Origin of the sequence: Sodalis praecaptivus, from assembly GCF_000517425.1 — a bacterium.
GTDB classification, from domain to species: Bacteria; Pseudomonadota; Gammaproteobacteria; order Enterobacterales; family Enterobacteriaceae; genus Sodalis_A; species Sodalis_A praecaptivus.
The window spans coordinates 2,617,042-2,640,106 of the sequence record NZ_CP006569.1; the positions used below are offsets into that span (position 1 = coordinate 2,617,042).

At 61.6% G+C, this 23,065-nt stretch carries 17 protein-coding genes; 11 read left to right on the forward strand and 6 right to left on the reverse strand.

Annotation, left to right across the window (positions count from 1 at the left end):
• The first annotated feature begins 6 nt into the window (after window positions 1-6).
• Window positions 7-1,362: a gluconate:H+ symporter gene (locus SANT_RS11545; protein WP_025422451.1), complete on the forward strand. Its 1,356-nt coding sequence runs from the start codon at window positions 7-9 to the stop codon at window positions 1,360-1,362.
• Window positions 1,363-1,377: 15 nt separating this feature from the next.
• Window positions 1,378-2,748 (forward strand): NAD(P)H-dependent oxidoreductase, encoded by a 1,371-nt coding sequence (locus SANT_RS11550; RefSeq protein ID WP_025422452.1) that lies wholly within the window; start codon window positions 1,378-1,380, stop codon window positions 2,746-2,748.
• A gap of 63 nt (window positions 2,749-2,811) precedes the next feature.
• On the opposite strand, the gene yghX is transcribed toward SANT_RS11550, so the two are convergent.
• Window positions 2,812-3,699, reverse strand: a complete 888-nt coding sequence (yghX, locus tag SANT_RS11555) for a YghX family hydrolase (RefSeq protein ID WP_025422453.1) — start codon at window positions 3,697-3,699, stop codon at window positions 2,812-2,814.
• 416 nt (window positions 3,700-4,115) lie between these two features.
• Between yghX and SANT_RS11565 the strand changes: the two genes are divergently transcribed.
• Window positions 4,116-4,580, forward strand: a complete 465-nt coding sequence (locus SANT_RS11565; RefSeq protein ID WP_051440161.1) for a GNAT family N-acetyltransferase — start codon at window positions 4,116-4,118, stop codon at window positions 4,578-4,580.
• 288 nt (window positions 4,581-4,868) lie between these two features.
• Here the strand turns inward: SANT_RS11565 and SANT_RS11570 are convergent, their stop codons facing one another.
• The 3 genes from SANT_RS11570 to SANT_RS11580 form a co-directional block, all read right to left on the reverse strand.
• Window positions 4,869-5,639 (reverse strand): lipoyl protein ligase domain-containing protein, encoded by a 771-nt coding sequence (locus SANT_RS11570; RefSeq protein WP_025422456.1) that lies wholly within the window; start codon window positions 5,637-5,639, stop codon window positions 4,869-4,871.
• 63 nt (window positions 5,640-5,702) lie between these two features.
• Window positions 5,703-6,350 carry a DNA oxidative demethylase AlkB gene (gene alkB / locus SANT_RS11575; protein ID WP_025422457.1) on the reverse strand — a complete coding sequence of 216 codons (648 nt, stop codon included), beginning with the start codon at window positions 6,348-6,350 and terminating at the stop codon, window positions 5,703-5,705.
• Between the two features lie 126 nt (window positions 6,351-6,476).
• Complete coding sequence (locus SANT_RS11580; protein ID WP_038668504.1) at window positions 6,477-7,445, reverse strand: aliphatic sulfonate ABC transporter substrate-binding protein; 969 nt, start codon at window positions 7,443-7,445, stop codon at window positions 6,477-6,479.
• A 507-nt stretch (window positions 7,446-7,952) separates the two neighbouring features.
• Between SANT_RS11580 and lldR the strand changes: the two genes are divergently transcribed.
• Window positions 7,953-8,726 carry a transcriptional regulator LldR gene (gene lldR / locus SANT_RS11585; protein ID WP_025422459.1) on the forward strand — a complete coding sequence of 258 codons (774 nt, stop codon included), beginning with the start codon at window positions 7,953-7,955 and terminating at the stop codon, window positions 8,724-8,726.
• A 10-nt stretch (window positions 8,727-8,736) separates the two neighbouring features.
• A complete protein-coding gene (lldD, locus tag SANT_RS11590) occupies window positions 8,737-9,912 on the forward strand; it encodes an FMN-dependent L-lactate dehydrogenase LldD (RefSeq protein WP_025422460.1) in 1,176 nt (391 codons plus the stop codon).
• Window positions 9,913-10,234: 322 nt separating this feature from the next.
• Here the strand turns inward: lldD and SANT_RS24490 are convergent, their stop codons facing one another.
• Window positions 10,235-10,411 carry a hypothetical protein gene (locus SANT_RS24490; protein ID WP_158500157.1) on the reverse strand — a complete coding sequence of 59 codons (177 nt, stop codon included), beginning with the start codon at window positions 10,409-10,411 and terminating at the stop codon, window positions 10,235-10,237.
• Here SANT_RS24490 and cycA point away from each other — a divergent pair.
• The 6 genes from cycA (at window position 10,391) to SANT_RS11625 (ending at window position 22,085) form a co-directional block, all read left to right on the forward strand.
• A complete protein-coding gene (cycA, locus tag SANT_RS11595) occupies window positions 10,391-11,839 on the forward strand; it encodes a D-serine/D-alanine/glycine transporter (protein ID WP_025422461.1) in 1,449 nt (482 codons plus the stop codon). The two genes, SANT_RS24490 and cycA, sit on opposite strands and share 21 nt — an antisense overlap.
• 41 nt (window positions 11,840-11,880) lie before the next feature.
• Entirely contained in the window at window positions 11,881-13,635 is a 1,755-nt protein-coding gene (gene dld / locus SANT_RS11600; RefSeq protein ID WP_025422462.1) for a D-lactate dehydrogenase, read from the forward strand.
• A 443-nt stretch (window positions 13,636-14,078) separates the two neighbouring features.
• A complete protein-coding gene (gene pqqU / locus SANT_RS11610; protein ID WP_038669636.1) occupies window positions 14,079-16,193 on the forward strand; it encodes a TonB-dependent receptor PqqU in 2,115 nt (704 codons plus the stop codon).
• Between the two features lie 212 nt (window positions 16,194-16,405).
• Window positions 16,406-18,880 carry a membrane-bound PQQ-dependent dehydrogenase, glucose/quinate/shikimate family gene (locus SANT_RS11615; RefSeq protein ID WP_051440162.1) on the forward strand — a complete coding sequence of 825 codons (2,475 nt, stop codon included), beginning with the start codon at window positions 16,406-16,408 and terminating at the stop codon, window positions 18,878-18,880.
• Window positions 18,881-19,132: 252 nt separating this feature from the next.
• Complete coding sequence (locus SANT_RS11620; RefSeq protein WP_025422466.1) at window positions 19,133-20,314, forward strand: M20 aminoacylase family protein; 1,182 nt, start codon at window positions 19,133-19,135, stop codon at window positions 20,312-20,314.
• A gap of 313 nt (window positions 20,315-20,627) precedes the next feature.
• A complete protein-coding gene (locus SANT_RS11625; protein WP_025422467.1) occupies window positions 20,628-22,085 on the forward strand; it encodes an AMP nucleosidase in 1,458 nt (485 codons plus the stop codon).
• A 15-nt stretch (window positions 22,086-22,100) separates the two neighbouring features.
• On the opposite strand, the gene SANT_RS11630 is transcribed toward SANT_RS11625, so the two are convergent.
• Window positions 22,101-23,000: a LysR family transcriptional regulator gene (locus tag SANT_RS11630; RefSeq protein WP_200867245.1), complete on the reverse strand. Its 900-nt coding sequence runs from the start codon at window positions 22,998-23,000 to the stop codon at window positions 22,101-22,103.
• Window positions 23,001-23,065: the final 65 nt, after the last annotated feature.

The following is a 23,065-nucleotide window of genomic DNA, read 5'->3' on the forward strand; positions in this document are numbered from 1 at the left end:
GGACATATGCATTTTGATTATACACAATTCTTGTGGTTAATAGGCTCCATTGCGGTATTAATCATCTTGATAACCCGGTTTAAATTCCATCCGTTTCTCGCGTTGATTATCGCGGCGGGATTCTTGGGTATCGCCGCCGGTCTGTCGCCGGTCACCACGATTAAAAGCTTTGAAAAAGGGTTTGGCGGCGTGCTGGCCTCGACGGGGTTGGTGGTAGGGCTAGGCACTATGCTCGGCGGCGTCCTGCTGGAAACCGGCGGCGCGGATAAGATAGCCAATACCTTTATCCGCCTGGGCCCGGCCCGCACGATCCCCGCGACCATCTGCGTGGCGGCGCTGATTATCGGCCTGCCCCATTTATTCGACGTGAGCTTTGTGATGCTGGTGCCGCTGGTGTACGCCATCGCCCGACGCACCAAAACCCCGCTGATGCGCGTGGGTATCCCGATGGCCGCCGGTCTGTATGTTGCCCACGGTCTGCTGCTGCCGCACCCGGCACCGACGCTGGCGATGACCACCTATCATGCCGATGCGGGTATGGCGATGTTTTACGGCCTCATCGTCGCGGTACCGATGGCCATACTGTCTGGTCCGGTCTTTACCCATCTGGCGATGAAATATTTTCCCGAACTGAGCCATACGGGCACCGATGAGCAGCCGCTGGCGCCGCCGACCGCCCATACCGAGGGCAAACGCGAACCGTCTTTCGCCCTGTCGATGTTTACCATCCTGCTGCCGCCGCTGCTGATGATGATCCGCACGCTGCTCAGCCACGCTATTGCGCCGGAAAACCCGCTCGCGCAACTGATCAACGCCGTTGGCGACCCGATTGTCTCTTTGCTGGTGGCGGTGCTGTTTTCTCTGTACGCCCTCGGCGTGCGCTCCGGCTATAGTATGCAGCAATTGCAGAAAATTCTCGGTAAAAGCCTGGGACCGGCCGCGGCGGTGATCCTGATTCTGGGCGCCGGCGGCGGTTTCAAAGAAATGCTGTTGGCCACCCACGTTAGTACGCTTATCGCCGACTGGGCCGTGCATTGGAATATCTCGCCGTTGGTGCTGGCCTGGCTGGTGGCGGCCCTGATCCGCATCGCCATCGGCTCCGCCACGGTGGCGGTCGTCACCACCGCCGGCATCGTCGCGCCGCTGGCCGCCAATAGCGGCGTGAATCTGGAATTACTGGTATTAGCCACCAGCACCGGCGGGTTGATGCTGTCGCACGTCAACGACTCCGGCTTCTGGCTGTTTAAAGAGTATTTCCGTCTTACCGTAAGCCAGACGCTGAAAAGCTGGACGCTGCTGGTGTCCTTCCAGTCGCTGCTGGGGCTGCTGCTGGTGTTACTGCTGAATTTACTGATTGCCTAATAACGAGGTATTACCATGAATTACCATTTACTGTTTGACGCTCTGGGTAGCCGTCGCATCCGCATCGCCGTCACCGGCGCCAGCGGGGGATTTGCCCGCTCGCTGTTGGCGCAGTGCCGCGCTATCCCGGCGATTGAGATCGTGGCGCTGTGCGATCTGAACACCGACGGCACCCAGGCGCTGTTGAGCGCCCTGCACTATCGCGACCAGGATAGCCGCGTTTGCGCGTCGGAGCGGGACGTGCGTCACTGCCAGCAGAACGGCGAACTGGCGATCATCAGCGACTACCGGCTACTGTCGGCGCTGACGTTCGATATGGTGGTCGAGGCCACCGGCAAGCCCGAGGTCAGCATCGACATCGCCGTTAGCGCCATCAAGCGCGGCATTCACGTCGGCATGGTCAGTAAAGAAACCGACTCGGTGGCTGGCCCCTGGCTGAATCGCCTGGCGGCGCAGCATAACGCCGTTTACACCACGGTGGACGGCGATCAGCCCAGTAATTTGATTGGCCTCTACACCTGGGCGAAAGTGCTGGGCCTGGAGGTGATTGCCGCCGGTAAATCCAGCGAATATGACTATATCTATCATCAGGACAGCGGCCGTCTGGCCTATACCGATAAAACCGTCGACGTCCCGCAGCTGTCCGCGCTGTGGTCGCTGCCGGAGCAGAATGTCGCGGCTACGCTGCGCCAGCGTAGCGAAGCGCTGGCGATGCTGCCGCAAAGCGCGACGCCCGATTATTGCGAAATGAACGTGGTGGCCAATTCGCTCGGCTTCGTGCCCGCCACGCCGACGTTGAACTACCCGCTCTGCCATATCCATGAGCTGGCGGATGTGTTTATCCCGCGCGAGGACGGCGGCATACTGACCCAAACCGGCGTGGTGGATGTGTTCAACTGCCTGCGCCGCCACGACGAAGCCAGCTTCGGCGGCGGGGTGTTTATCGTGGTGCGCTGTAGCGACGAAGAGACCTGGCACATGCTGGCGGAAAAAGGCCATGTGGTCAGCCGCAACCGACGTTATGCCGCGCTGTACCTGCCTTATCACATCATGGGGCTGGAATCGCCCATCAGTCTCTTTTCCGCCGTGCTGCACCATCGTCCGTCCGGCGCCCACGATCAGCAGGTTCACGCGGTGATGGCCGGCTACGCGGAGCGGCCGCTGGCCAAGGGCGAAACGCTGACGATGGGCGGTCACCATCATACCATCGACCATGTGAGCGCCCGACTGCTGGCAAAAGCCGACGCCGAAGGCGTTGCGCCCTTCTATCTGCTGGCCAACAAGACGCTGACACAGGATGTCGCGGCGGGTGAACTTATCCCGCTATCGGCCCTGGCGTTGGAGGATTCCTTACTCTATACCGCCTGGCGTGAAACGGCGCTGTAACCCACTACCCAAGGCGCCCCGTTCGGGGCGCCGTCTCCCGCCGCGCCTGCCTGTTTGCGGGCGTCAAACCAGGTAATGCCTGAACCAGTCCAAGGTCCGCTGCCAGGCGAGCTCCGCCGCTGCCCGGTCATAGCGCGGCGTGGAATCGTTGTGAAAACCGTGATTAACGCCGGGATACACATAGCCCTGATAGGTTTTGCCCGCCGCCTTGAGCGCCGTTTCATAGGCCGGCCAGCCGTCGGTAATGGCCGTGTCCCGTTCAGCATAATGCAGCAGCAGCGGCGCCTTGATGCGGGGTACCTCCTCCGCTTTTGGCTGGCGGCCGTAAAAGGGTACCGCCGCGCCCAGTTCGGGATAGGCCACGGCGGCCGCATTCGCCACGCCGCCGCCATAGCAAAAACCGGTAATGCCCACCTTGCCGTTGCCGGCCGGATGCGCCGCCAGAAAGGGTATCGCGGCGAAAAAATCATTCATCAGCTTAACCGGGTCAATCTGAGTCTGTAGCTCCCGGCCCTTATCGTCGTTGCCGGGATATCCCCCTACCGAACTCAGTCCGTCCGGCGCCAGGGCGATAAAGCCCGCCTTGGCGAGCCGGCGCGCCACATCTTCAATATAGGGATTAAGCCCGCGATTTTCGTGTACCACCACTACCGCGGCCGTCGGACCGGCCGCCTTGGCCGGGCGGACAAAATAGCCGCGTACCTGCCCGTGACCGTTCGGCGAAGGATAGTGGAGATATTCCGCCGCAATCGCCGGATCGGTAAACTCCACCTGTTCGGCGAGCGCATAATTTGGACTCATTAGCGATAAAATTGACGCCGCCGTCAGGCCGCCAACGGCGTATTTCGCCGCTTTGGCGAGGAATTCGCGTTTAGTTATCCTGCCGTGGGCGTAATAGTCGTACAGTTCAAGCAGATCGGGATGAAAATCTTTCGCCGTCAGACGGGCCATGATGACTCTCCTCTACGCGGTGGGTTCGGTTATGACGTTAGCAAATTTTCGCCGCCCGTGCAGTAGCTGCGCGGCCCTCTTCATCACCACGCGGGCGTATTGCCCGCTTGCGTTCGCCTGAAGCTCGCAGCGCGGGAGAATAATCAGGCAGCTTCCCCCTTGCTGGGCACGGCCGCGATAACGCTCCCCACTGCCAGCAGCATTCGTTACTTATTGACGCGCGTAAGTGCAGGCGTCATCGTTTGGCTGCGTTAAAAGCAAAACGGGCCATGGGCCCGCGAACGCCATTTCGCCTGGAATCTCGCGCGCCGCCTCCCTTTTTTTAGCGGTAGGACTTGCGGCGCGAAGAAAAAAAATCACTTTCACATCCAGCGTTATTGACTCCGATATCACCGTCATTTTAGGCAGCCAATTACATGAAACAGGACAACCACGTTATTCATATCAGCGACGTCGCCAACGACGCGGAAGAAAAGTTTATTCAACAACAATTGTGGTCGCATAATGCGCAATTCGAGGCCGTGGATATGCGCCCGTTACGCTTAACGGTAACCGCAGAAGCCGGCAATATTATCGCCGGGTTGCTCGCCAATACCTGGTGGGGGTCGCTTGAAGTACAGTATCTATGGATTGATGAACGGCATCGCTACGGTGGGCTCGGCCGACGTTTAATTCAGCAGGCGGAAGCGGAGGCCATTGCGCGCGGCTGCCATCAGGCCTATTTGGATACCTTTAGTTTCCAAGCGCTGGGCTTTTACCAAAAATTGGGCTATCGCCCTTACGGCCATCTCGCGGGCTATGCCCATAAACATACGCGGTATTATTTGGCCAAACCGTTATCCGATGCGTCCAGGCAGCATGAAAACAACGGCGCCGCATGAACGATAAGCCCTCTTTGGCCCCGACGCGATATTAACCGCAGGCCAAAGCGCAATAGCGCGTTTAAGGCGCAAAGCCGCAGGGGGACGCCGCACTACGGCGCTCCCGCTCCCACACCAGGACGCCGAACTGCGGCGCTAGCGCTCCCACACCAGGACGCCGGACTGCGGCGCTAGCGCACCGTCACTGTCGGCGGCGCCCGGTCGCCCGCCTAGACGCCCTGCTGCGCTCGGGCCAAGGGACAACGAACAAGGCATGATGCGCGCTGAAAGGGTTTGGCGGCCTCCCCCCTACAGCGGCGCCCTGCTGCCCGCAATGCGCGTTATCAGCGCCTCCGCCACGCTAGCCACGAGTTGCGCTACCGGCGCGTTGAAGCATTGCGCCACGCTGACGGTTTTGTCCACCTGATAGACGCGGCCGGTGCCTAAGCGCGACTCAAATTCATTAGCAAGACGGTGGGCGGCGAGAAGATCACAATCGACCAAGAGCAATGCATGGGCCAGCACGATATGACGCCGCTCCCTGCGGCCATCGGCATACGGCACGGCGCGCCAATACTGCGCGGTACCGGCAATTTTGCGCGCCTGCGCCCCGCTGCCGCAGGCGAGGTTATAGCGCCCATCGCAAAAAGAGCCCGCCACCGCCTGCCAGCCGGTGGCAATGCCCAACTGCGCCAACCCATCGGTCAAGATCCCGCATAAATGGCGGTACACGTCCTCGGCGGCGTCGCCAAAAGCGCGGTCCGTCGGATAGGCTAAACTTAAGTTGATGATGCCGGGCCCTTGCGGTACCAGCCCGCCGCCGGATTTGCGCAGCAGCACGGGGCAACCGTCGGCGGCAAAATCTTGGCAGACCTGAGCAAAGCCGGCGAAGCGGCGATAACTGACCGGCGCCACCAGCGACAGCGGCGCGTGCCACAATTGCGCCACGGCCTGCCCGGCCGCGGCAGCGCGAAATAGGCCCTCCTCGGCCCGCGTGGCGTCGCTACAAAAGCGCAAAGGAGGAACCGGCAAAAAAAATCGACTCGGCAGCGCCGCGCCGGCCTGTGGCACATCGTTCATTATTGACCTTACTCGCCTCGCCCGCGCGGCGCCAGAATGCGCCAACCCGGCGCCGGTTGAGTCCTAAAGCGCCTTACGTAGCGTAATATTAATACGGTGCGGCCCGACAAGGGAATGATAGCCCTCTTTTATCGGCAAAATACCGTGAAAACGCAGGCGCGCAGGCCCGCCCCACACGACGACATCCCCATGGGCCAACGGGATGCGCTGCGCGGGATCGCTGCGCTGTAGGCCACCGAACTGAAAAACCGCCGGCAGGCCCAGGGAGACCGACACAATCGGCGCGCCAAAGTCATGTTCGTCTTTATCCTGATGCAATGAGAGTTTACTGCCGACATCGTAACGGTTCATGAGGCAAGCATCGGGTACAAAGTGGGGAAATCCCGCCTGTTGCGCGGCTTCGTCCGCCAGCGCCATCAATATAGGCGGTATCGACGGCCAGGGATGGCCGTCGCGAGGGTTACGCTGCGTATAGCGATAGCCGTGGTTGTCGCTGTTCCAGCCGTGGCCGCACCAGCTCATTGCCACCGACATGGTGTAGCCACCCGGCGTGGTCATGTGGCGCCAGGGAACCTGGGCCGCAATCGACTGCACCGCCGCCAGCAGCGCGGCCCCGTGTGCGCGCACGAAACCGTGCAGCACAACCGCGCCCGGTGCGATCGTCTCACGCCAGGGCGCCGGCGCCGCGTCTTCAAAAAGATCCAGTGTCATGGCCAAACCCTGTACAAATACCCAGTAATCAGTTTAGCTATTTGCACGCGCTTGTCCAGTGTGTCTCGCTGCGGGTGCCGCTCGCGGCGTTAACGCGACGGCAGTACGGCAGCGCGTCCGCGCGATTTAAGACGCCGGCGGTTGCCAGACGGGCACCGCCTGCGCGTCAATGCGCTTGGGCAGTAGCCCTGCCTGGGTGAAAGCATCGGCGATGCGCTGCTGTTCAGCCAAACTGTCGCGGGTCACCGGCACCACGCGATAACTGCGGTGCCCGTTGGCCTGCTCCACCGTCGCGGCGTCAAGATTACCCCACAGCGGCCCCAGCAACTTCGCCGCCTCCGCGGGATGCGCGGTGATCCAGACGCCGGCCTGCGTCAACTGGCGATAGATCAGCGCCAATACCTCGGGATGTTGTTTGGCATAGGCGCTGGAGGACAAATAATACCGCTGGTAGCTGGCGAGCCCCTGGCCACCGGCCAACACGCGGGCATGTTGCCGGCGTTCGGCGCTGGCCACAAACGGCTCCCAGGTCACCCAGGCATCCACCTTGCCGGTTTGAAACGCCGCCAGCCCATCCGCCGGCGTCAAATAAGCCGGGGTAATGTCTTTGAAGGTCAGATGCGCTTTTTCCAGCGCGGCGATGAGTAAATAATGGCTGCCGGCCGCTTTAGTTACCGCAATGCGTTTGCCTTTTAGGTCCGCCAGCGTCTTGAGCGGCGAGTCGGGGGGAACCAGAATCGCCTGCGCATCCGGCGAAGGCTCCTCACGGGCGAAATAGGTCAGATCCGCCCCCGCCGCCTGAGCAAATACCGGTACCGTATCGGCGACATCGGCGGAGATATCCACATTGCCAATATTAAGCGCTTCCAGTAACGGCAGACCGCTTGAAAATTCATACCAACTGATTTTGACGCCCTGCTGCGCCAGGCTCTGTTCCAGCGTGCCCTGTAGCTTTAGTAATGACATTAAGGTCGAGGATTTTTGATAGCCGATACGCAGCGTGGTTTCCGCCCAGGCGGTCGCCTGCATCCCTATACCCAGAACGAAAAGCAGCGCAAGAAGGCCGCCACGGCGGCCAAAGATCAGGTGAAACATAATGATTCCCGGAAATGTGTGGTGACAATAAGCTCCGGCAGTTGTTCCTTACTGTCAAAGGACAAAAACAACTTAGTAAAGACGGCCAGCGGCAAAAGGCGATGCCCCCCCCTTCCACGGCGCGCTGCCGAGGGCATGTGTCTCATCTCCCCGGCTCGCCGCCGAAGACGTTTGGTCGGACCAAAAGCAAATAAAGTGTGATGCTTACCGGAGAAAAGCGCTTTTCGTCACGTTACACCTTGTTATTTGTTATCGTGAGATTACATTTATGTGGCCGGTATGGAAATCGCCTCTATTGGTCCGACCAAGACGATCGGGGTTACGGCGGGTTAACGCGATGGGGCTCGCCCGGAGGCGGAGCGCCAGACCGCGCAAGCGAGGCTCTGCATCGGCAAGGGGCCAGCCGCTCCCCCGACCATTCGCAGGCAATAAAGGGAACCACGGGGGCTGTAAAATCGTCGGTCTCAGGCCTCCCCTTAGGGAAAGTGATGGAGCAGAAACACTACGATGACCACTGAACTCCCCCTTCGTCTGGCGGACCGTATCGCCCGCCAGCTTGAGCGATTAATAGCCCAGCGGCCGTTCGAGGCGGGCGCGCGACTCCCCGCCGAGCGCAAACTGGCGTCCGAACTGGGCGTCAGCCGCTCTTCGCTGCGCGAGGGCATCCAGAAACTTATCAGCCAGGGGCTGCTGGTGAGCCGCCGCGGTGGCGGTACCTTCGTGCAAAATAACGCCCAGCAATGGACTCAGCACCGGATTGTCCTGCCGCTACAAAGTTTAATGGCGGAGGATCCTGATTATCGTTATGACGTGTTAGAAGCGCGACAGGCCATTGAGGCCGGCACCGCCTGGCATGCCGCTCTGCGCGCAACCGAGGATGACAAAGTGCGGCTGCGGGCCTGTTTTGACGCCACGCAACAGGTGAACGACCATGATGACCCCGATAAGGCCGCCCAGGCCGACGTCCGTTTTCATCTGGCCATCGCCGAAGCCTCGCATAATGTGGTGCTGCTGCAAACCATGCGCGGGTTCTTCGCGCTGTTGCAAACCTCGGTGCAGCAAAGCCGCCAGCGGATGTACACGCACCCTGCCCATTTCGCCAGCCTGACGGAGCAACACCAGGCGCTGTTGACTGCCATCCTCGCCGGCGATGCCCCCGCGGCGCGGCAGGCGGCCATCGCCCATCTGGAAAGCGTCCACCAGACGCTGAAGGCGTTGCAGGAAGAAGACGCGCGCCAGGCCCGTATTGGTCGCTTTCCCCGTTCCCCCACCGTGACATGATGAGACCGCTATGATCATTTCAGCAGCGAACGACTATCGCCGCGCGGCCGAGCGTAAACTGCCGCCCTTTCTGTTCCACTACCTGGACGGCGGCGCCTATGCGGAATACACCCTGCGGCGCAATGTGGACGATCTTTCGAGTATCGCGCTGCGCCAGCGGGTTTTACGCAACATGGCCGAGCTTAGCCTCGAAACGCAACTGTTCAAGCAAACGCTGGCGATGCCGGTAGCGCTGGCGCCCGTGGGCCTTTGCGGCATGTACGCCCGCCGCGGCGAAGTGCAGGCGGCCTGCGCCGCCGATAACAAAGGCATTCCTTTCACGTTGTCCACCGTGTCGGTGGGTACGATAGAGGAGGTGTCATCAGCGATTAATCGCCCCATGTGGTTCCAGCTCTATGTGCTCAAGGATCGGGGTTTTATGCGTAACGCCCTGGAGCGCGCCAAAGCGGCCGGGTGCTCCACCCTGGTGTTTACCGTCGATATGCCGGTGCCCGGCGCCCGTTACCGAGATGCCCATTCCGGCATGAGCGGGCCGAATGCCGCGCTACGCCGCTATTGGCAGGCGATCACCCATCCCGGCTGGGCCTGGGATGTCGGCGTGCGCGGCCGGCCGCACGATCTGGGCAATATTTCCGCCTACCTTGGCCAGCCGACCGGGCTGCAAGACTATATCGGCTGGCTCGGCAAAAACTTCGACCCGTCCATTTCCTGGCGGGACCTGGAGTGGATCCGCGATTTTTGGCCAGGTCCGATGGTGATAAAGGGCATTCTCGATGCGGAGGACGCGCGCGATGCGGTGCGCTTCGGCGCGGACGGCATCGTGGTTTCCAACCACGGCGGTCGGCAGCTTGACGGTGTGCTCTCCTCTACCCGGGCGCTGCCCGCTATCGCCGATGCGGTGAAAGGCGATATCGCCATTTTGGCCGACAGCGGGGTGCGCAACGGGCTGGACGTGGTGCGGATGATAGCCCTCGGCGCCGATACGCTGCTGCTGGGCCGCGCCTATATCTATGCGCTGGCGACGGCGGGTCAGGCCGGCGTGGCGCATCTGCTGGAGCTTATCGATAAAGAGATGCGGGTGGCGATGACCCTGACCGGCGCCAAAACCATCGGCGATATCTCCCGCGATTCGCTGGCGAAAGAAGGTCTGGCGCCGGCGACAAGCCACCAGGTGCTGCCCGGCTAACGCCGTCTTCTGCCGGCGCGGGTGGGGACGAGCTCCTCCGGCGCGGGGGGAGACGAGCTCCTCCAGCGCGGGTGGGGACGAGCTCCTCCAGCGCGCGGCAGCGGCGCTGTCGTGGCGATTTAGGAAGCCAGGTCATCATTATCAATTGCATACTCACTTTTGCCATAATAAAAAAAACATTAACCCTCACGAGTATTATTACACTATCTTATGGCCGCTAACGCGGTGCGTCTCTGTATGACCCCGCGGCGCGCATCATGCCCGCGTCACCGCTGGCGAGGTGCGCCCAATACCGGCTCACCGCCGGTTTGGCCCGGCCACGTCAGGCCCGACGCTGGCGCAGCACGCCCCCTTCGGCCACCGCGGCTACCTCGCGCCCGGTCAACGCTGACGCGCCTGCCCGCTCTTCGGCTTCACGCAGGTTACGCAGGATCTCGGCTGGAAAGCCGATCGACATCACCGACAGGAACAGGTCACGATGGCTGTTGAAACAGAACATGCATTCACCCCCGCCCAGACACCCGAAAAGCTGCGGCGCACCCTCACCAACCGACATATTCAGCTCATGGCGATTGGCGGCGCCATCGGGACCGGTCTCTTTATGGGGTCGGGTAAAACGCTCAGCCTGGCGGGACCGTCGATCGTTTTTGTTTATATGATCATCGGTTTCATGCTGTTTTTTGTCATGCGCGCGATGGGGGAGCTGCTGCTTTCCAACCTGGCGTATAAATCGTTCAGCGATTTCGCCGCCGACTTGCTTGGGCCCTGGGCCGGCTTTTTTACCGGCTGGACCTATTGGTTTTGCTGGGTCGTCACCGGTATCGCCGATGTGGTCGCCATAAGCGCCTATTTTCAATTCTGGTTTCCCGGTTTTTCCGTTTGGATGAGCGCCCTGCTCTGTCTGCTGGTGTTTCTGACGTTAAACATCGCCACGGTCAAGATGTTTGGCGAGTTGGAATTTTGGTTCGCCATCATCAAAATCGTGGCGATTGTGGCGCTGATCATCGCCGGCGCCACGCTGGCGATGATGCACTATCCCACTTCGGCCACCGATCACGCCGGGCTTAGCCATATCTGGCAACATGGCGGTCTAATGCCGCACGGCCTGAGCGGTTTTTTCGCCGGTTTTCAAATCGCCATCTTTGCCTTTGTCGGTATCGAATTGGTGGGGACCGCGGCCGCCGAAACCGCCGATCCGGCGCGGGTCCTGCCCCGGGCCATTAACGCCATCCCGCTGCGGGTGATTATGTTCTATGTGCTGGCGCTGCTGGCTATCATGGTCGTAACGCCCTGGAGTGCGGTGTCGGCGGACCGTAGCCCGTTTGTCGCTATGTTTACCCTGACCGGGTTGCCGGCGGCGGCCAGCGTCGTTAATTTCGTGGTGCTAACCTCGGCGGCGTCGTCCGCCAATAGCGGCATTTTCTCCACCAGCCGGATGCTGTTTGGCCTGGCGGAACAAGGCGTGGCGCACCGTCGGTTTGCGCTATTGTCGCGGCGTGCGGTGCCAATCAACGGCCTGCTGTTTTCGTGCCTGTGTCTGCTGGTGGGCGTGGCGTTGATCTACCTTATCCCCAACGTCATGACCGTTTTTACGCTGGTCACCACCGTCGCCGCCATTCTGTTTATGTTTGTCTGGACCATCATCCTGTGCTCCTATCTGGTATACCGGCGCAACCATCCGCAGCGCCATCGGCATTCGCCGTTCAAAATGCCGTGCGGCATAGGCATGAGCTGGGTGTGCCTGGGATTTTTCCTGTTTGTGCTGGTGTTGTTGGCGCTGCAAAATGATACCCGCCAGGCGCTATTGGTCACCCCGGTCTGGTTTGTCGCGCTGGCCGCCGGCTGGCGGTGGCAGCGGCGAAAAATCCCCGCCCACGGGCAGAAAAAGGGTCCCGACGGGGGTAACATAGCGCGCAACGGCGGCTAAGCACCAACCCGCCCGCGCGCCCAACCACGAAGGAGCGAACGATGTCTGAGTTATCCAGCAATACCTCAGCGGACACGACCCTTAAGGCCCGCGCGCGCGCCGATCTGATCCGCCGGCTGACGTCGCTGGTGGGCGCCGGCCATGTCCTCACCGGCGAGGGCGAGACGCGGCGCTACCGTACCGGCTTCCGGTTCGGCAGCGGTAACGCCCTGGCGGTGGTCAGGCCCGGTTCACTGGTGGAGCAATGGCGGGTATTAAAAGCCTGCGTCGAGGCCGGCGCGATCGTTATCGCTCAGGCCGCCAATACCGGCCTGACCGGCGGCTCAACGCCGGATGGCGACGCCTACGATCGCGACATTGTTATCCTCAGCACCACCCGCATGCAGAAGATCCGTCTCATCAATAACGGTCAGCAGGTGATTTGCCTGCCTGGCGCCACCCTCGATCGGTTGGAGCGGCAGCTTGCGCCGCTCGGCCGCGAGCCGCATTCCGTGATTGGCTCGAGTTGCATCGGCGCCTCGGTCTTCGGCGGCGTTTGCAATAACTCCGGCGGTTCGTTGGTGCAGCGCGGGCCGGCCTATACGCAAATGTCGGTTTTTGCCCAAGTCGACGCAGACGGCCGGCTGACGCTGATAAACCATCTGGGCGTCTCGCTGGCGGGAGATGAAGAGACCCTGCTCTCGCGACTCGATCGGGATGATTACGGCGAGCAGGATATTCGCTACGATGCCGGCGACGGCTCCGACAAACGTTACGCCGAGCACGTACGCCAGATAGACGCTTCGACCCCGGCCCGATTCAACGCCGATCCCGGTCGGCTGTTTGAGGCCTCGGGCTCCGCCGGCAAAGTTATTCTGTTCGCCGTGCGGCTGGATACCTTTCCCATGGCCCGCGGCGCACGGGTATTTTATATCGGCACCAACCAGACATCGGTGCTCACCGCTATCCGGCGGCAGATTCTCGGCCAATTTACCCATCTGCCCATTTCCGGCGAATACCTGCACCGCGACGCTTACGATATCGCCGCTCGCTACGGCAAAGACACCTTTTTGCTGATTCACTGGTTAGGCACCGCGCGCCTGCCGGCCCTATTTGCGCTAAAGAACCGCTTCGATTTGCTGGCGGAGCGCCTGCGTTTTTTGCCGGCGCATTGTGGCGACCGGCTGCTGCAGTTTTTGAGTCATCTGCTGCCCAATCCCCTACCGGCGCGTATGAATAACTATCGGGATCGCTATGAACATCACCTGTTGCTCAAAGTGAGCGCCGAAGGGGTCTCCGAGGCGCAGGATTTTCTCAGCGGCTTTTTTGCCGAGCATGAGGGCGCGTTTTTCCCCTGCACGGAGGAGGAAGGCAAAAAGGCGTTTTTACACCGCTTCGCCGCCGCGGGGGCCGCGGTTCGCTACCGCGCCGTGCACGCCCGGCAGGTGGAGGATATCGTCGCGCTGGACATCGCTTTGCGGCGCAATGATGACGAGTGGTTTGAGCAATTACCGCCGGCGCTGGACCAGCAGATGATCCATAAACTGTATTACGGTCATTTCCTGTGCCATGTTTTTCATCAGGATTACATCATTAAAAAAGGCCGGGACTGCCTCACGCTGGAGCACAGTTTGTGGCAAGGGCTGGACGCCCGCGGGGCCCAGTATCCCGCCGAGCACAATGTCGGCCACCTTTATCCCGCGCCGCCGCCGTTGCGGCGTTTCTATCGTCAGTTGGACCCCGGCAATTGTTTCAATCCCGGCATCGGCAAAATGTCGAAAATGAAAGGCTATGGCGACGGCGCCGATGGGGAATGATGTGCGCGTCGCGAACTTTCGCCGCCCGCCGGGAGTGTGGCTGACCGCCGCGAACGTTTTCCCTTCGGCGGAAAGGCGCGCACCGCTGACGTTTTCACCGGCCGCCGGGATCGTTTTCGCGGTCCGCGCCGCAATGACCGCAGCGGCGGGGCACAAGCGGCCCAGCGGCGTCTAAGCTGCCGCGCCAGCGCCATCAGAGTAGCGAGAGGTGCGCAAAGCTGGCGCGTGCAGGACCACAAGGCGAGAAAAGCGCCGGGTGGTGAGCAAGAGCGCGGCGGTTAATGTCATTTATACTTTTCAATAATGTGTTCGTCGTATTACTATCCGTTGAAATGGATTTATCGGGCATCGGGCCAGTTGGCCAAATAATAATGACAACGCATGTTATGATCTCATCGCCACGGTTCTGGGTGTCTTCTTCAGTGGTCTGCTTTGCTATCTCGTTGCCGGGCCACAGCGTCGCCGCACCGTCGGCGACGGCGACGGAAAAAACGGACACCGCCACATCGCAAACGCTCATCGTTTCCGCCCCGCGGGCCGGTTTAACGGAGCTCGGCACGCCCGCCGCCCTCAGCGTGCTTACCGGCGAGGATTTTCGCCAGGCCAAGCCGCAAATCAATTTGTCCGAAAGCATGGGCAGCGTGCCGGGTCTGCAAATTCAAAACCGGCAAAATTATGCCCAGGATCTTCAACTGTCGGTGCGCGGATTTGGCGCCCGCTCAATGTACGGCGTGCGCGGCGTGCGGATTTACGTCGATGGCATTCCGGCGACCATGCCGGACGGGCAAGGCCAGACGTCGAACATCGATCTCAACAGCGTTGACAAGGTAGAGGTGTTGCGCGGCCCCTTCTCCGCGCTGTACGGCAATGCCTCCGGCGGTGTGGTTAATGTGGATACCGTCACCGGCAGCCAGCCGGACAAGCTGGAAGCCGGGCTGTATGCCGGCAGCTACGGCAGTTGGCGCTACGGCGTGAAGGCTACCGGCGCCGTCGGGGACGGCTCCCACGCCGGCGACGTCAACTATGCGGTGTCCACCACCCGGTTTACCACCCACGGTTATCGCGATCACAGCGATGCGCGCAAAAACCTCGGCAACGCCAAGCTTGGGGTACGTATCGATGATGTCAGCACCCTGACGCTGTTGTTTAACGCCGTGGATATTACCGCTAACGACCCCGGCGGCTTAACCAATGACCAATGGCACGATAATCCGCGCCAGGTCACCCGCGCCGAGCAATTTAATACCCGCAAAACGCTCACCCAAACCCAGGTGGGCCTGCATTACCTGCGCCAGATGAGCGACGATGACGACCTCAGCGTGATGATGTATGCGGGGGAGCGCGACACTACGCAATATCAGGCGATCCCGGTCGCTACCCAGGCCAACCCCCTGCATGCCGGCGGGGTGATCGATTTGACCCGTCATTATCAAGGTATCGACACCCGCTGGACGCATCGCGGAGCGCTCGGCGCCATTCCGCTCACCCTGACCGGCGGGCTGGATTATGAAACCATGACCGAACAGCGTAAAGGTTATGAAAACTATACTCTGAACAACGGCGTCACCGAACTCGGCACTCAGGGTGCTTTGCGGCGCAATGAACGCAACCTGATGTGGAATCTTGATCCTTACCTGCAAAGCGCCTGGGAGCTGACCTCGCGTTTGACCTTCAATGCCGGCGTGCGCTTTAGCCACGTCCAGTTTGACTCCAACGATCACTACATCACCGCTGAAAACGGCGATGACAGCGGCGACGCCAGCTATCATCGCTGGCTGCCGGTCGGCTCATTACGTTACGCCGTCACCGAAGGCTGGAATGTCTATCTCTCCGCCGGTCGCGGTTTTGAGACCCCCACCATTAATGAGCTCTCCTACCGCCCCGACGGCCTACCGGGCCTTAATTACGCGCTGAAGCCTTCCACCAGTAATACCGTCGAAATCGGCAGTAAAACGCGCATCGGCAGCGGCCTTGCCAGCGTCGCGCTATTCCAGACCGACACCGATAATGAAATCGTGGTCGCGGACAGCAGCAACGGCCGCACCAGTTATACCAATGCCGGTAAAACCCGCCGCCGCGGGCTGGAGCTGTCTTTGGATCAGCAGTTTGCCGAGGATATCCAATTGCGTCTCGCCTGGACGCTGCTGGATGCGACCTATCGTACCCGCGCATGCGGCAGCAGCGACTGTAGCGACGGCGACGCGATCGCCGCAGGCAATCGCCTGCCCGGCATTGCCCGCAACATGGGTTACGCCTCGCTGGCCTGGTCGCCGCCCGAGGGTTGGTATGCCGGCGCGGAAATACGGTATATGAGCGATATTGAAGTCGACGATGAAAATAGCCAACAGGCCCCAGCCTATACGGTCGCCGCGTTAAATACCGGCTACCGCTATGTGCTGGGCAACTGGCTGATGGATGTGTATGGCCGGGTGGATAACCTGTTTGACCGCCGCTACGCGGGGTCGGTCATCGTCAATGAAAGCAACGGCCGCTATTTTGAGCCCGCGGCGGGCAGAAACTGGGGCGGCGGCGTGTCGCTGGCCTATACCTTCCAATAAAATTCCAATAACAACGCTGGGCGATCCCCGCAAACGGCCTTTGCCGGCGGGGGAAACCCGGCGGGCGTCTTCCTTGCACGCCCGTTGTTCTTCAGCTTTGCGGCACCCAAACTGAACGCCCCGCTGACGGTGGTGAGGCGTTGGCACTTCCTTTTCCCCGTCGTTTGCCCGCAGCAAAAACGGGCTTCGACGCTGATATGCAGGATAATACGATGGCAAAGAGGATGGGTAAGCGGACGGGTGGCGTCTATATTGTGTGGGCGCTGGGGGGATTGATGGCGATCATCGGTCTTGCTCTGGCGACGGGCGGCGGCTATCTGGTCGCCGTGGGCGGGAGCCGTTATTTTCTGCTGATGGGGCTGGCGATGACTCTGGCCGCCGTGCTCATCCTTTGCCGGCGGCCCGCGGGCGCCTGGCTGTATGGGCTGGCATGCCTGCTAACGCTGTGCTGGGCCGTCTGGGAGGTGGGGCTCAGCTTTTGGCCGCTGTTTTCGCGCCTGTTCATGTTTGGCGTACTGGCCCTCATGGTGACGCTCGCCTATCCGCAGCTTAGCGCCCGACGGGGCGAAGCCGGCTCCCGCCGCGGCGGTTATGGACTGGCGGCGCTGCTGACTATCTGCCTGGCCGGCGGCCTGGGGTATACTTTCGTCCCGACGCCGCTGGTCAGCGCCCGGCAGGCGGTAGCGGTATTGCCCGTTGCACCCGGCGCCGAGCAAAAAAATTGGCTGCATTGGGGCAATACCACCGCCGGGGATCGTTTTGCCGCGCTGGACCAGATAACCAAAGCCAATGTCGGCCAGCTGCAAGTGGCCTGGATAGCGCACACCGGCGATATACCGTACAGCCTGGGCGCCGGCGCGGAAGATCAAAACACGCCGCTGCAGGTAGGCGACATGCTGTATGTCTGCACCGCCTACGGCAAGGTGCTGGCGCTCGAAGGGGACAGCGGCACCGTGCGCTGGCGTTTCGACCCTAAAGCCCACGCGCCCAATTGGCAGCGCTGCCGCGGGCTCGGCTATTACGCCGACGAAGCCGCTCCTGCGCGGGATGCCGCCGCGCCGGCACCCACCGCCGCGCCCCGGGGGCTTCACGTCTTGGCAGAGGCCGGCAAGCCTCCCCCCGACGCCGCGTCCCTTAGCGCCGCAAAAGCGGCACCCGCCGGCTGCGCCCGCCGCTTATTCTTGCCGACTATCGACGCGCGGCTGATAGCGCTTGACGCTGACACCGGCCAGCCCTGCGCCGATTTCGGCGACGGCGGTAGCGTGGATTTGACGACAGACATGGGGGAAGTCAAGCCCGGCTACTATCAACAAACCTCCGCCCCGCTGGTGGCCGGCGATCGGGTGGTGGTGGGCGGCCGGGTGGCGGATAACTTTGCCACCGGTGAACCGCCGGGGGTGGTGCGCGCTTTCGATGTACACAGCGGCGCGCTGGTATGGGCCTGGGACCCAGGGAATCCGGCCATTACCCGCGCGCCGCCGCCGGGGGCGACCTACACGCGCGGCACGCCCAACGTCTGGTCGGCCATGTCCTTTGACCCCCAGCTCAATTTAATTTACCTGCCCACCGGCAACGCCACGCCGGACTTTTTCGGCGGCGAGCGCACCGCGCTGGACGACAAATACAGCTCGTCGGTGGTTGCGGTGGATGCGGCGACCGGACAGGTCCGCTGGCACTTCCAGACCACGCATCACGATCTGTGGGACTTCGACCTCCCCTCACAGCCGCTTTTGTATGATCTGCCGAACGGCGACGGCACCGCCACCCCGGTATTGGTACAAACCACCAAACAGGGCATGATCTTTATGCTTAACCGCGCCACCGGTGAGCCCGTGGCGAAGGTGGAGGAGCGGACGGTGCCCCAGGGGAATACGCCCGGCGAACGCTATGCGCCCAGCCAGCCCTTCTCGGTGGGGATGCCGAATATCGGCAACGCCATGTTGACCGAGGCGGATATGTGGGGCGCTACCCCCCTTGACCAGCTGCTGTGCCGGATAGCCTTCAACAGCATGCGCCATCAGGGCATTTATACCCCCCCGGGGCGGGATCGCTCGCTGCAGTTTCCGGGGTCGCTGGGCGGCATGAACTGGGGCAGCGTAGCGCTGGATCCGCACAATGCCATTATCTTCGTCAACGATATGCGCCTGGGTCTGGCAAATGCTCTGGTCGAACGCGACCATGTGCCGCAGGGGGCCAGCGGGATAGAAATGGGGCTGGTGCCGCAGGTCGGCACCCCCTATGGCGCGGTGCGCGAGCGTTTTCTGTCGCCGCTCGGTATCCCCTGTCAAAAACCGCCGTTCGGCACGATGTCGGCGGTGGATCTGCACTCAGGTAAGCTGGTGTGGCAGGTGCCGGTCGGTACGGTGCGCGATACCGGGCCGCTCGGGATCAAAATGCGCCTGCCGATGGCGGTGGGTATGCCGACGTTGGGGGCGAGCCTGGCTACCCAGTCCGGCCTGCTGTTCTTTGCCGGCACCCAAGATTACTATCTGCGCGCATTTGACACCGCGACAGGCGAGGTTATCTGGCGCGCACGCCTACCGGTGGGCAGCCAGGCCGGCCCGATAACCTATGTCTCGCCGAAAACCGGTAAGCAGTATATCGTTATCTCCGCCGGCGGCGCCCGTCAGTCGCCAGATCGCGGCGATTACGTTATCGCTTACGCGCTACCCGATGGCCACTCATAACCGAGGCGGGTGTTGAGCCAGGGCGGTAGCTGGCCGGCAACAGTGCCGGCATTGCATAAGGAGACCCTCCTATCAGACGTCGCCCCCTATCACTACGCCCACCGGCGTTGAGCCGGGTGACCCCTCGGTCAGCGCCGGCGAACTCAGCCGCGAGCGCGGGAAAGCCAAATTATTACCCCACTTTGTGATGGGTTCACCCGCGGGTAAATGATAAACTCAAAATTACCTATCGTACGTCAAACACCTATCACGATGAATAATAAGTTAAAATTTACTGAAGTCGCCGATCTGGCACCGTTACATGAAACCATGATCACGTTACGTCGGCATTTGCATCAACATCCGGAACTCTCCAACGAAGAAGAAGCCACCGCGGCGCTGGTCGCGGAAAAACTGCGCGCCTGGGGCTACCAGGTCACCACCGGTATTGGCGGCCATAGCGTGGTGGGCACGCTGCGTGCGGGCAGCGGCACGCGTACGCTCGGTCTGCGCGCCGATATGGATGCCCTGCCGATTGCAGAGACCAGCGGCGTGCCGTACGCCAGCCAAACGCCGGGCAAAATGCACGCCTGCGGCCACGATGGCCACACCGCAATGCTGTTGGGGGCCGCCTGCCATCTGGCGCAAACGCGCAACTTTTCCGGCACCCTGAATCTTATTTTCCAGCCCGCCGAGGAAATCGGCTTCAACAGCGGCGCCGAACGGATGATCCAGGAGGGCCTGTTCGACCGTTTTCCCTGCGATGCGGTCTTTGGCATGCATAACCATCCCGGCTATCCCAGCGGCACGCTGATGTTCCGCGACGGCCCTTTTATGGCCGCCTGCGATACGGTGTATATCACCGTTCACGGTAAAGGCGGCCATGCGGCGCGCCCGCAAATGGCGGTGGACCCTATCGTGGCCGCCAGCAGTCTGGTCATGGCGTTACAGACCCTGGTGGCGCGCAATACCGATCCTTTTGCCGCCGCCGTGGTCACCGTCGGCGCTTTCAACGCCGGCCAGGCGCCAAATGTGATTCCCCCTAGCGCCCGGCTGGCGCTGAGCGTACGTTCGTTCGACGCCGAGGTGCGCCGCGCCCTCGAGCAGCGCATCCGCAGCCTAGTGGAAAGCCATGTGGCCGGCTTCGGCGCGCGTGCCGAGATCGACTATATTCCGGGATACCCGGTGCTGATAAACCAGCAAGAGCAGACCGAATTCGCCAGTCAGGTAGCGCGCGATCTGCTGGGCGAGGCGCAGGTGGTGGCGCCGTTACCGGCTATTGCCGGCAGCGAAGATTTCGCTTATTTCCTACAGCAGCGTCCCGGGTGTTTCTTGCGCATCGGCAACGGCGACAGTGCAATGTTGCATCAGGCCGCCTATGATTTTAACGATGAGAATCTGGTGGTGGGCGCCGCTTATTGGTCGCGGTTAACCGAGCAGTATTTGCAGGATTGAGCCTCGCAGGGCGCCGCTTATTGGTCGCGGTTAACCGCGCAGTATGGGCAGGATTGAGCCTTGCAGGGCGCCGCTTATTGGTCGTGGTTAACCGCGCAGTGTGGGCAGGATTGAGCCTTGCAGGGCGCCGCTTATCGGTCGTGGTTAACCGCGCACTATCGGCAGGATTGAGCCTTGCAGGGCGCCGCTTATCGGTCGCGGTTAACCGCGCACTATCGGCAGGATTGAGCCTTGCAGGGGGCGCCGTACGCGAGGCAAGGCGGCACGCTAGGCGGTGTCCGCTTCTTTATTTTTTACCGACCTAGGAGGCGTTATGTCAGTCACTCCCGGAATTCATCTCACCGCCAACCAGGCGTTGGACAAATTGGAACGGCTGTATCAGGAGTCGGTCACCGCCCTGCGCGCCGCTATCCAATTGTTTATCGAGGACGGCACGCTGCCCGATAGGGAAGCGCGCGCCCGGGGACTGTTCGCCTATCCGCAACTGCGCGTACATTGGGACGGCGTGGCGCATGCACAGGCTAAAACCCGCGCCTACGGGCGATTCACCCGTCCCGGCAGTTATGTCACCACGATCACCCGGCCCCAACTGTTCCGGCCCTACCTGGCAGAGCAGCTCGCGATGCTGGAAGGCGAATATGCCGCCACAATCGAAGTGACAGCGTCACGTCAGGAGATCCCCTTTCCCTATGTAATCGACGGCGCCAACCTGGCCCTCGACCGCTCCATGAGCGCCGGCATCGCCCAGTACTTTCCCACCACCGAATTGGCGCAAATCGGCGATGAGACCGCCGACGGCCTATTTCAGACCGGCAACCGTTTCCCGCTGTCGCATTTCGACGCCCTGCGCACCGACTTTTCACTGGCGCGGCTGCGGCACTATACCGGTACGCCGGCGGAGCATTTTCAGCCCTACGTCCTATTCACCAATTACACCCGCTACGTGGATGAGTTTGTCCGCTGGTCACGCCAGCAGATAGGCGATCCGAACAGCCCGTATGTCGCCCTGTCGTGCGCCGGCGGTAATCTGTTGACCGAAGATGCCGGGCCGGTGGAAGCCGAGGTGTCGGATCTGGCCTGGAAAAATCATCAAATGCCCGCCTATCATCTCATCGATCGCCACGGTCAGGGCATTACGATGGTCAATATCGGCGTCGGCCCCTCCAATGCCAAGACGATTTGCGATCATCTCGCGGTACTGCGTCCGCACGCGTGGCTGATGATTGGGCATTGCGGCGGCTTACGCGAAAGCCAGACCATCGGCGACTATGTCCTGGCGCACGCCTATTTGCGCGATGACCATGTGCTGGATGCCGTGTTGCCCCCCGACATTCCGATCCCCAGTATCGCCGAGGTGCAGCGCGCCCTGTTCGACGCCACCAAAACCGTCAGCGGCATGCCAGGGGAAGAGGTCAAACTGCGGCTGCGCACCGGCACCGTGGTTACCACAGACGATCGCAACTGGGAACTGCGCTACTCCGCCTCGGCGCTGCGTTTCAATCTCAGCCGCGCGGTGGCGGTGGATATGGAAAGCGCCACGATTGCGGCCCAGGGCTATCGTTTCCGCGTCCCCTACGGCACCCTATTGTGCGTTTCCGATAAGCCGCTGCACGGGGAAATCAAGCTACCCGGCCAGGCCAACCGGTTTTACGAAGGCGCCATTTCCGAGCATTTGCAGATAGGCATTTGCGCCATCGGCCTGTTGCGTGAAGAGGGGGACAGATTGCATTCCCGCAAGTTGCGCACCTTCAACGAACCGCCGTTCCGCTGATAACGCCGGCGGGCGTCAGCCGGCCAGCAACGCCGCCGCCCGCGTGCGCAGAAACACCAGCAGCTGTTGTATCGCCGGCGTCAATAGCGAACGATGGGCGCACACCAGCTGTAGCGGCGCCGGCTCGCCATAGCCGGCGGGAAAAATCTCGCGCAGTCGCCCCGCCCGAATATCCGGCAACAGGTCGAGACGGGATTTATAGACCAGGCCATGGCCTGCCACCGCCCAACGCCGGACCAGCTCGGCATCGTCGCTGGTGCGATCGCCGCTCACGACCACGGTCTGCGTCTCCCGCGCTAAATGGAACCGCCAGCGTTCGTAGGTGGTATCACCCCAAAAATAGCGCAAGCAATTATGCTGGCGCAGCGCCTGGGGCGAGTCAGGCGTCCCAAAGCGCGCCAAATAGGCCGGCGCGGCGCACAGCGCGCGCCGCAGGTCCGTCACCAGCGGCTGGGCCACTAGCGAGGAATCCATCAGCGCGCCGTAGCGGATAGCCGCATCCAGCGGCTGACGCACCAGATCCGCCGCCCGATCGCTGATGCTCAGCTGCACGCTGACGCGGGGATAGCGTTGCTGGAAATCATCCAGCCAGGGCAGCAAGATATTGCGGCCGAAATCCGAAGGGGCAGAAAGGCGCAGCGGTCCCGCTATCTCATCCTGACCCAGCGCCAGCGCGCGCTGGCCCTGCGCCATCGCCTCCAGCGCCGCGCGCGCGTGCGGTAAATAACGCTCGCCCGCTTCCGATAGCCGCAAATGCCGGGTATTGCGCACAAACAGCCGCGTTCCGATTGCCCGCTCCAGGCGCATCACGGCACCGCTGGCGTAGGCCGGCGCAATATCCAATTGGCGTGCCGCCAGAGAGAAACTGCCGGCATCGGCGGTTTGCACAAACACGCGCAGATCATCAAGACGCATGATTTTCGTCGTTTTAAGGAAAGTCTTTGGCAATATAACCGCTGTTTCGCCGTTTTACTATCGGG

Excerpts from the sequence above, each read along its gene's own strand:
- dld (WP_025422462.1), top strand. The coding sequence starts at position 11,881 with ATGTCTGAGTTATCCAGCAATACCTCAGCGGACACGACCCTTAAGGCC.
- lldD (WP_025422460.1), top strand. The coding sequence starts at position 8,737 with ATGATCATTTCAGCAGCGAACGACTATCGCCGCGCGGCCGAGCGTAAA.
- yghX (WP_025422453.1), bottom strand. The coding sequence starts at position 3,699 with ATGGCCCGTCTGACGGCGAAAGATTTTCATCCCGATCTGCTTGAACTG.
- SANT_RS24490 (WP_158500157.1), bottom strand. The coding sequence starts at position 10,411 with ATGTTCTGTTTCAACAGCCATCGTGACCTGTTCCTGTCGGTGATGTCG.
- SANT_RS11630 (WP_200867245.1), bottom strand. The coding sequence starts at position 23,000 with ATGCGTCTTGATGATCTGCGCGTGTTTGTGCAAACCGCCGATGCCGGC.
- SANT_RS11550 (WP_025422452.1), top strand. The coding sequence starts at position 1,378 with ATGAATTACCATTTACTGTTTGACGCTCTGGGTAGCCGTCGCATCCGC.
- SANT_RS11620 (WP_025422466.1), top strand. The coding sequence starts at position 19,133 with ATGAATAATAAGTTAAAATTTACTGAAGTCGCCGATCTGGCACCGTTA.
- SANT_RS11625 (WP_025422467.1), top strand. The coding sequence starts at position 20,628 with ATGTCAGTCACTCCCGGAATTCATCTCACCGCCAACCAGGCGTTGGAC.
- cycA (WP_025422461.1), top strand. The coding sequence starts at position 10,391 with ATGGCTGTTGAAACAGAACATGCATTCACCCCCGCCCAGACACCCGAA.
- lldR (WP_025422459.1), top strand. The coding sequence starts at position 7,953 with ATGACCACTGAACTCCCCCTTCGTCTGGCGGACCGTATCGCCCGCCAG.
- SANT_RS11570 (WP_025422456.1), bottom strand. The coding sequence starts at position 5,639 with ATGAACGATGTGCCACAGGCCGGCGCGGCGCTGCCGAGTCGATTTTTT.
- SANT_RS11565 (WP_051440161.1), top strand. The coding sequence starts at position 4,116 with ATGAAACAGGACAACCACGTTATTCATATCAGCGACGTCGCCAACGAC.
- SANT_RS11580 (WP_038668504.1), bottom strand. The coding sequence starts at position 7,445 with ATGTTTCACCTGATCTTTGGCCGCCGTGGCGGCCTTCTTGCGCTGCTT.
- SANT_RS11615 (WP_051440162.1), top strand. The coding sequence starts at position 16,406 with ATGGCAAAGAGGATGGGTAAGCGGACGGGTGGCGTCTATATTGTGTGG.
- alkB (WP_025422457.1), bottom strand. The coding sequence starts at position 6,350 with ATGACACTGGATCTTTTTGAAGACGCGGCGCCGGCGCCCTGGCGTGAG.
- SANT_RS11545 (WP_025422451.1), top strand. The coding sequence starts at position 7 with ATGCATTTTGATTATACACAATTCTTGTGGTTAATAGGCTCCATTGCG.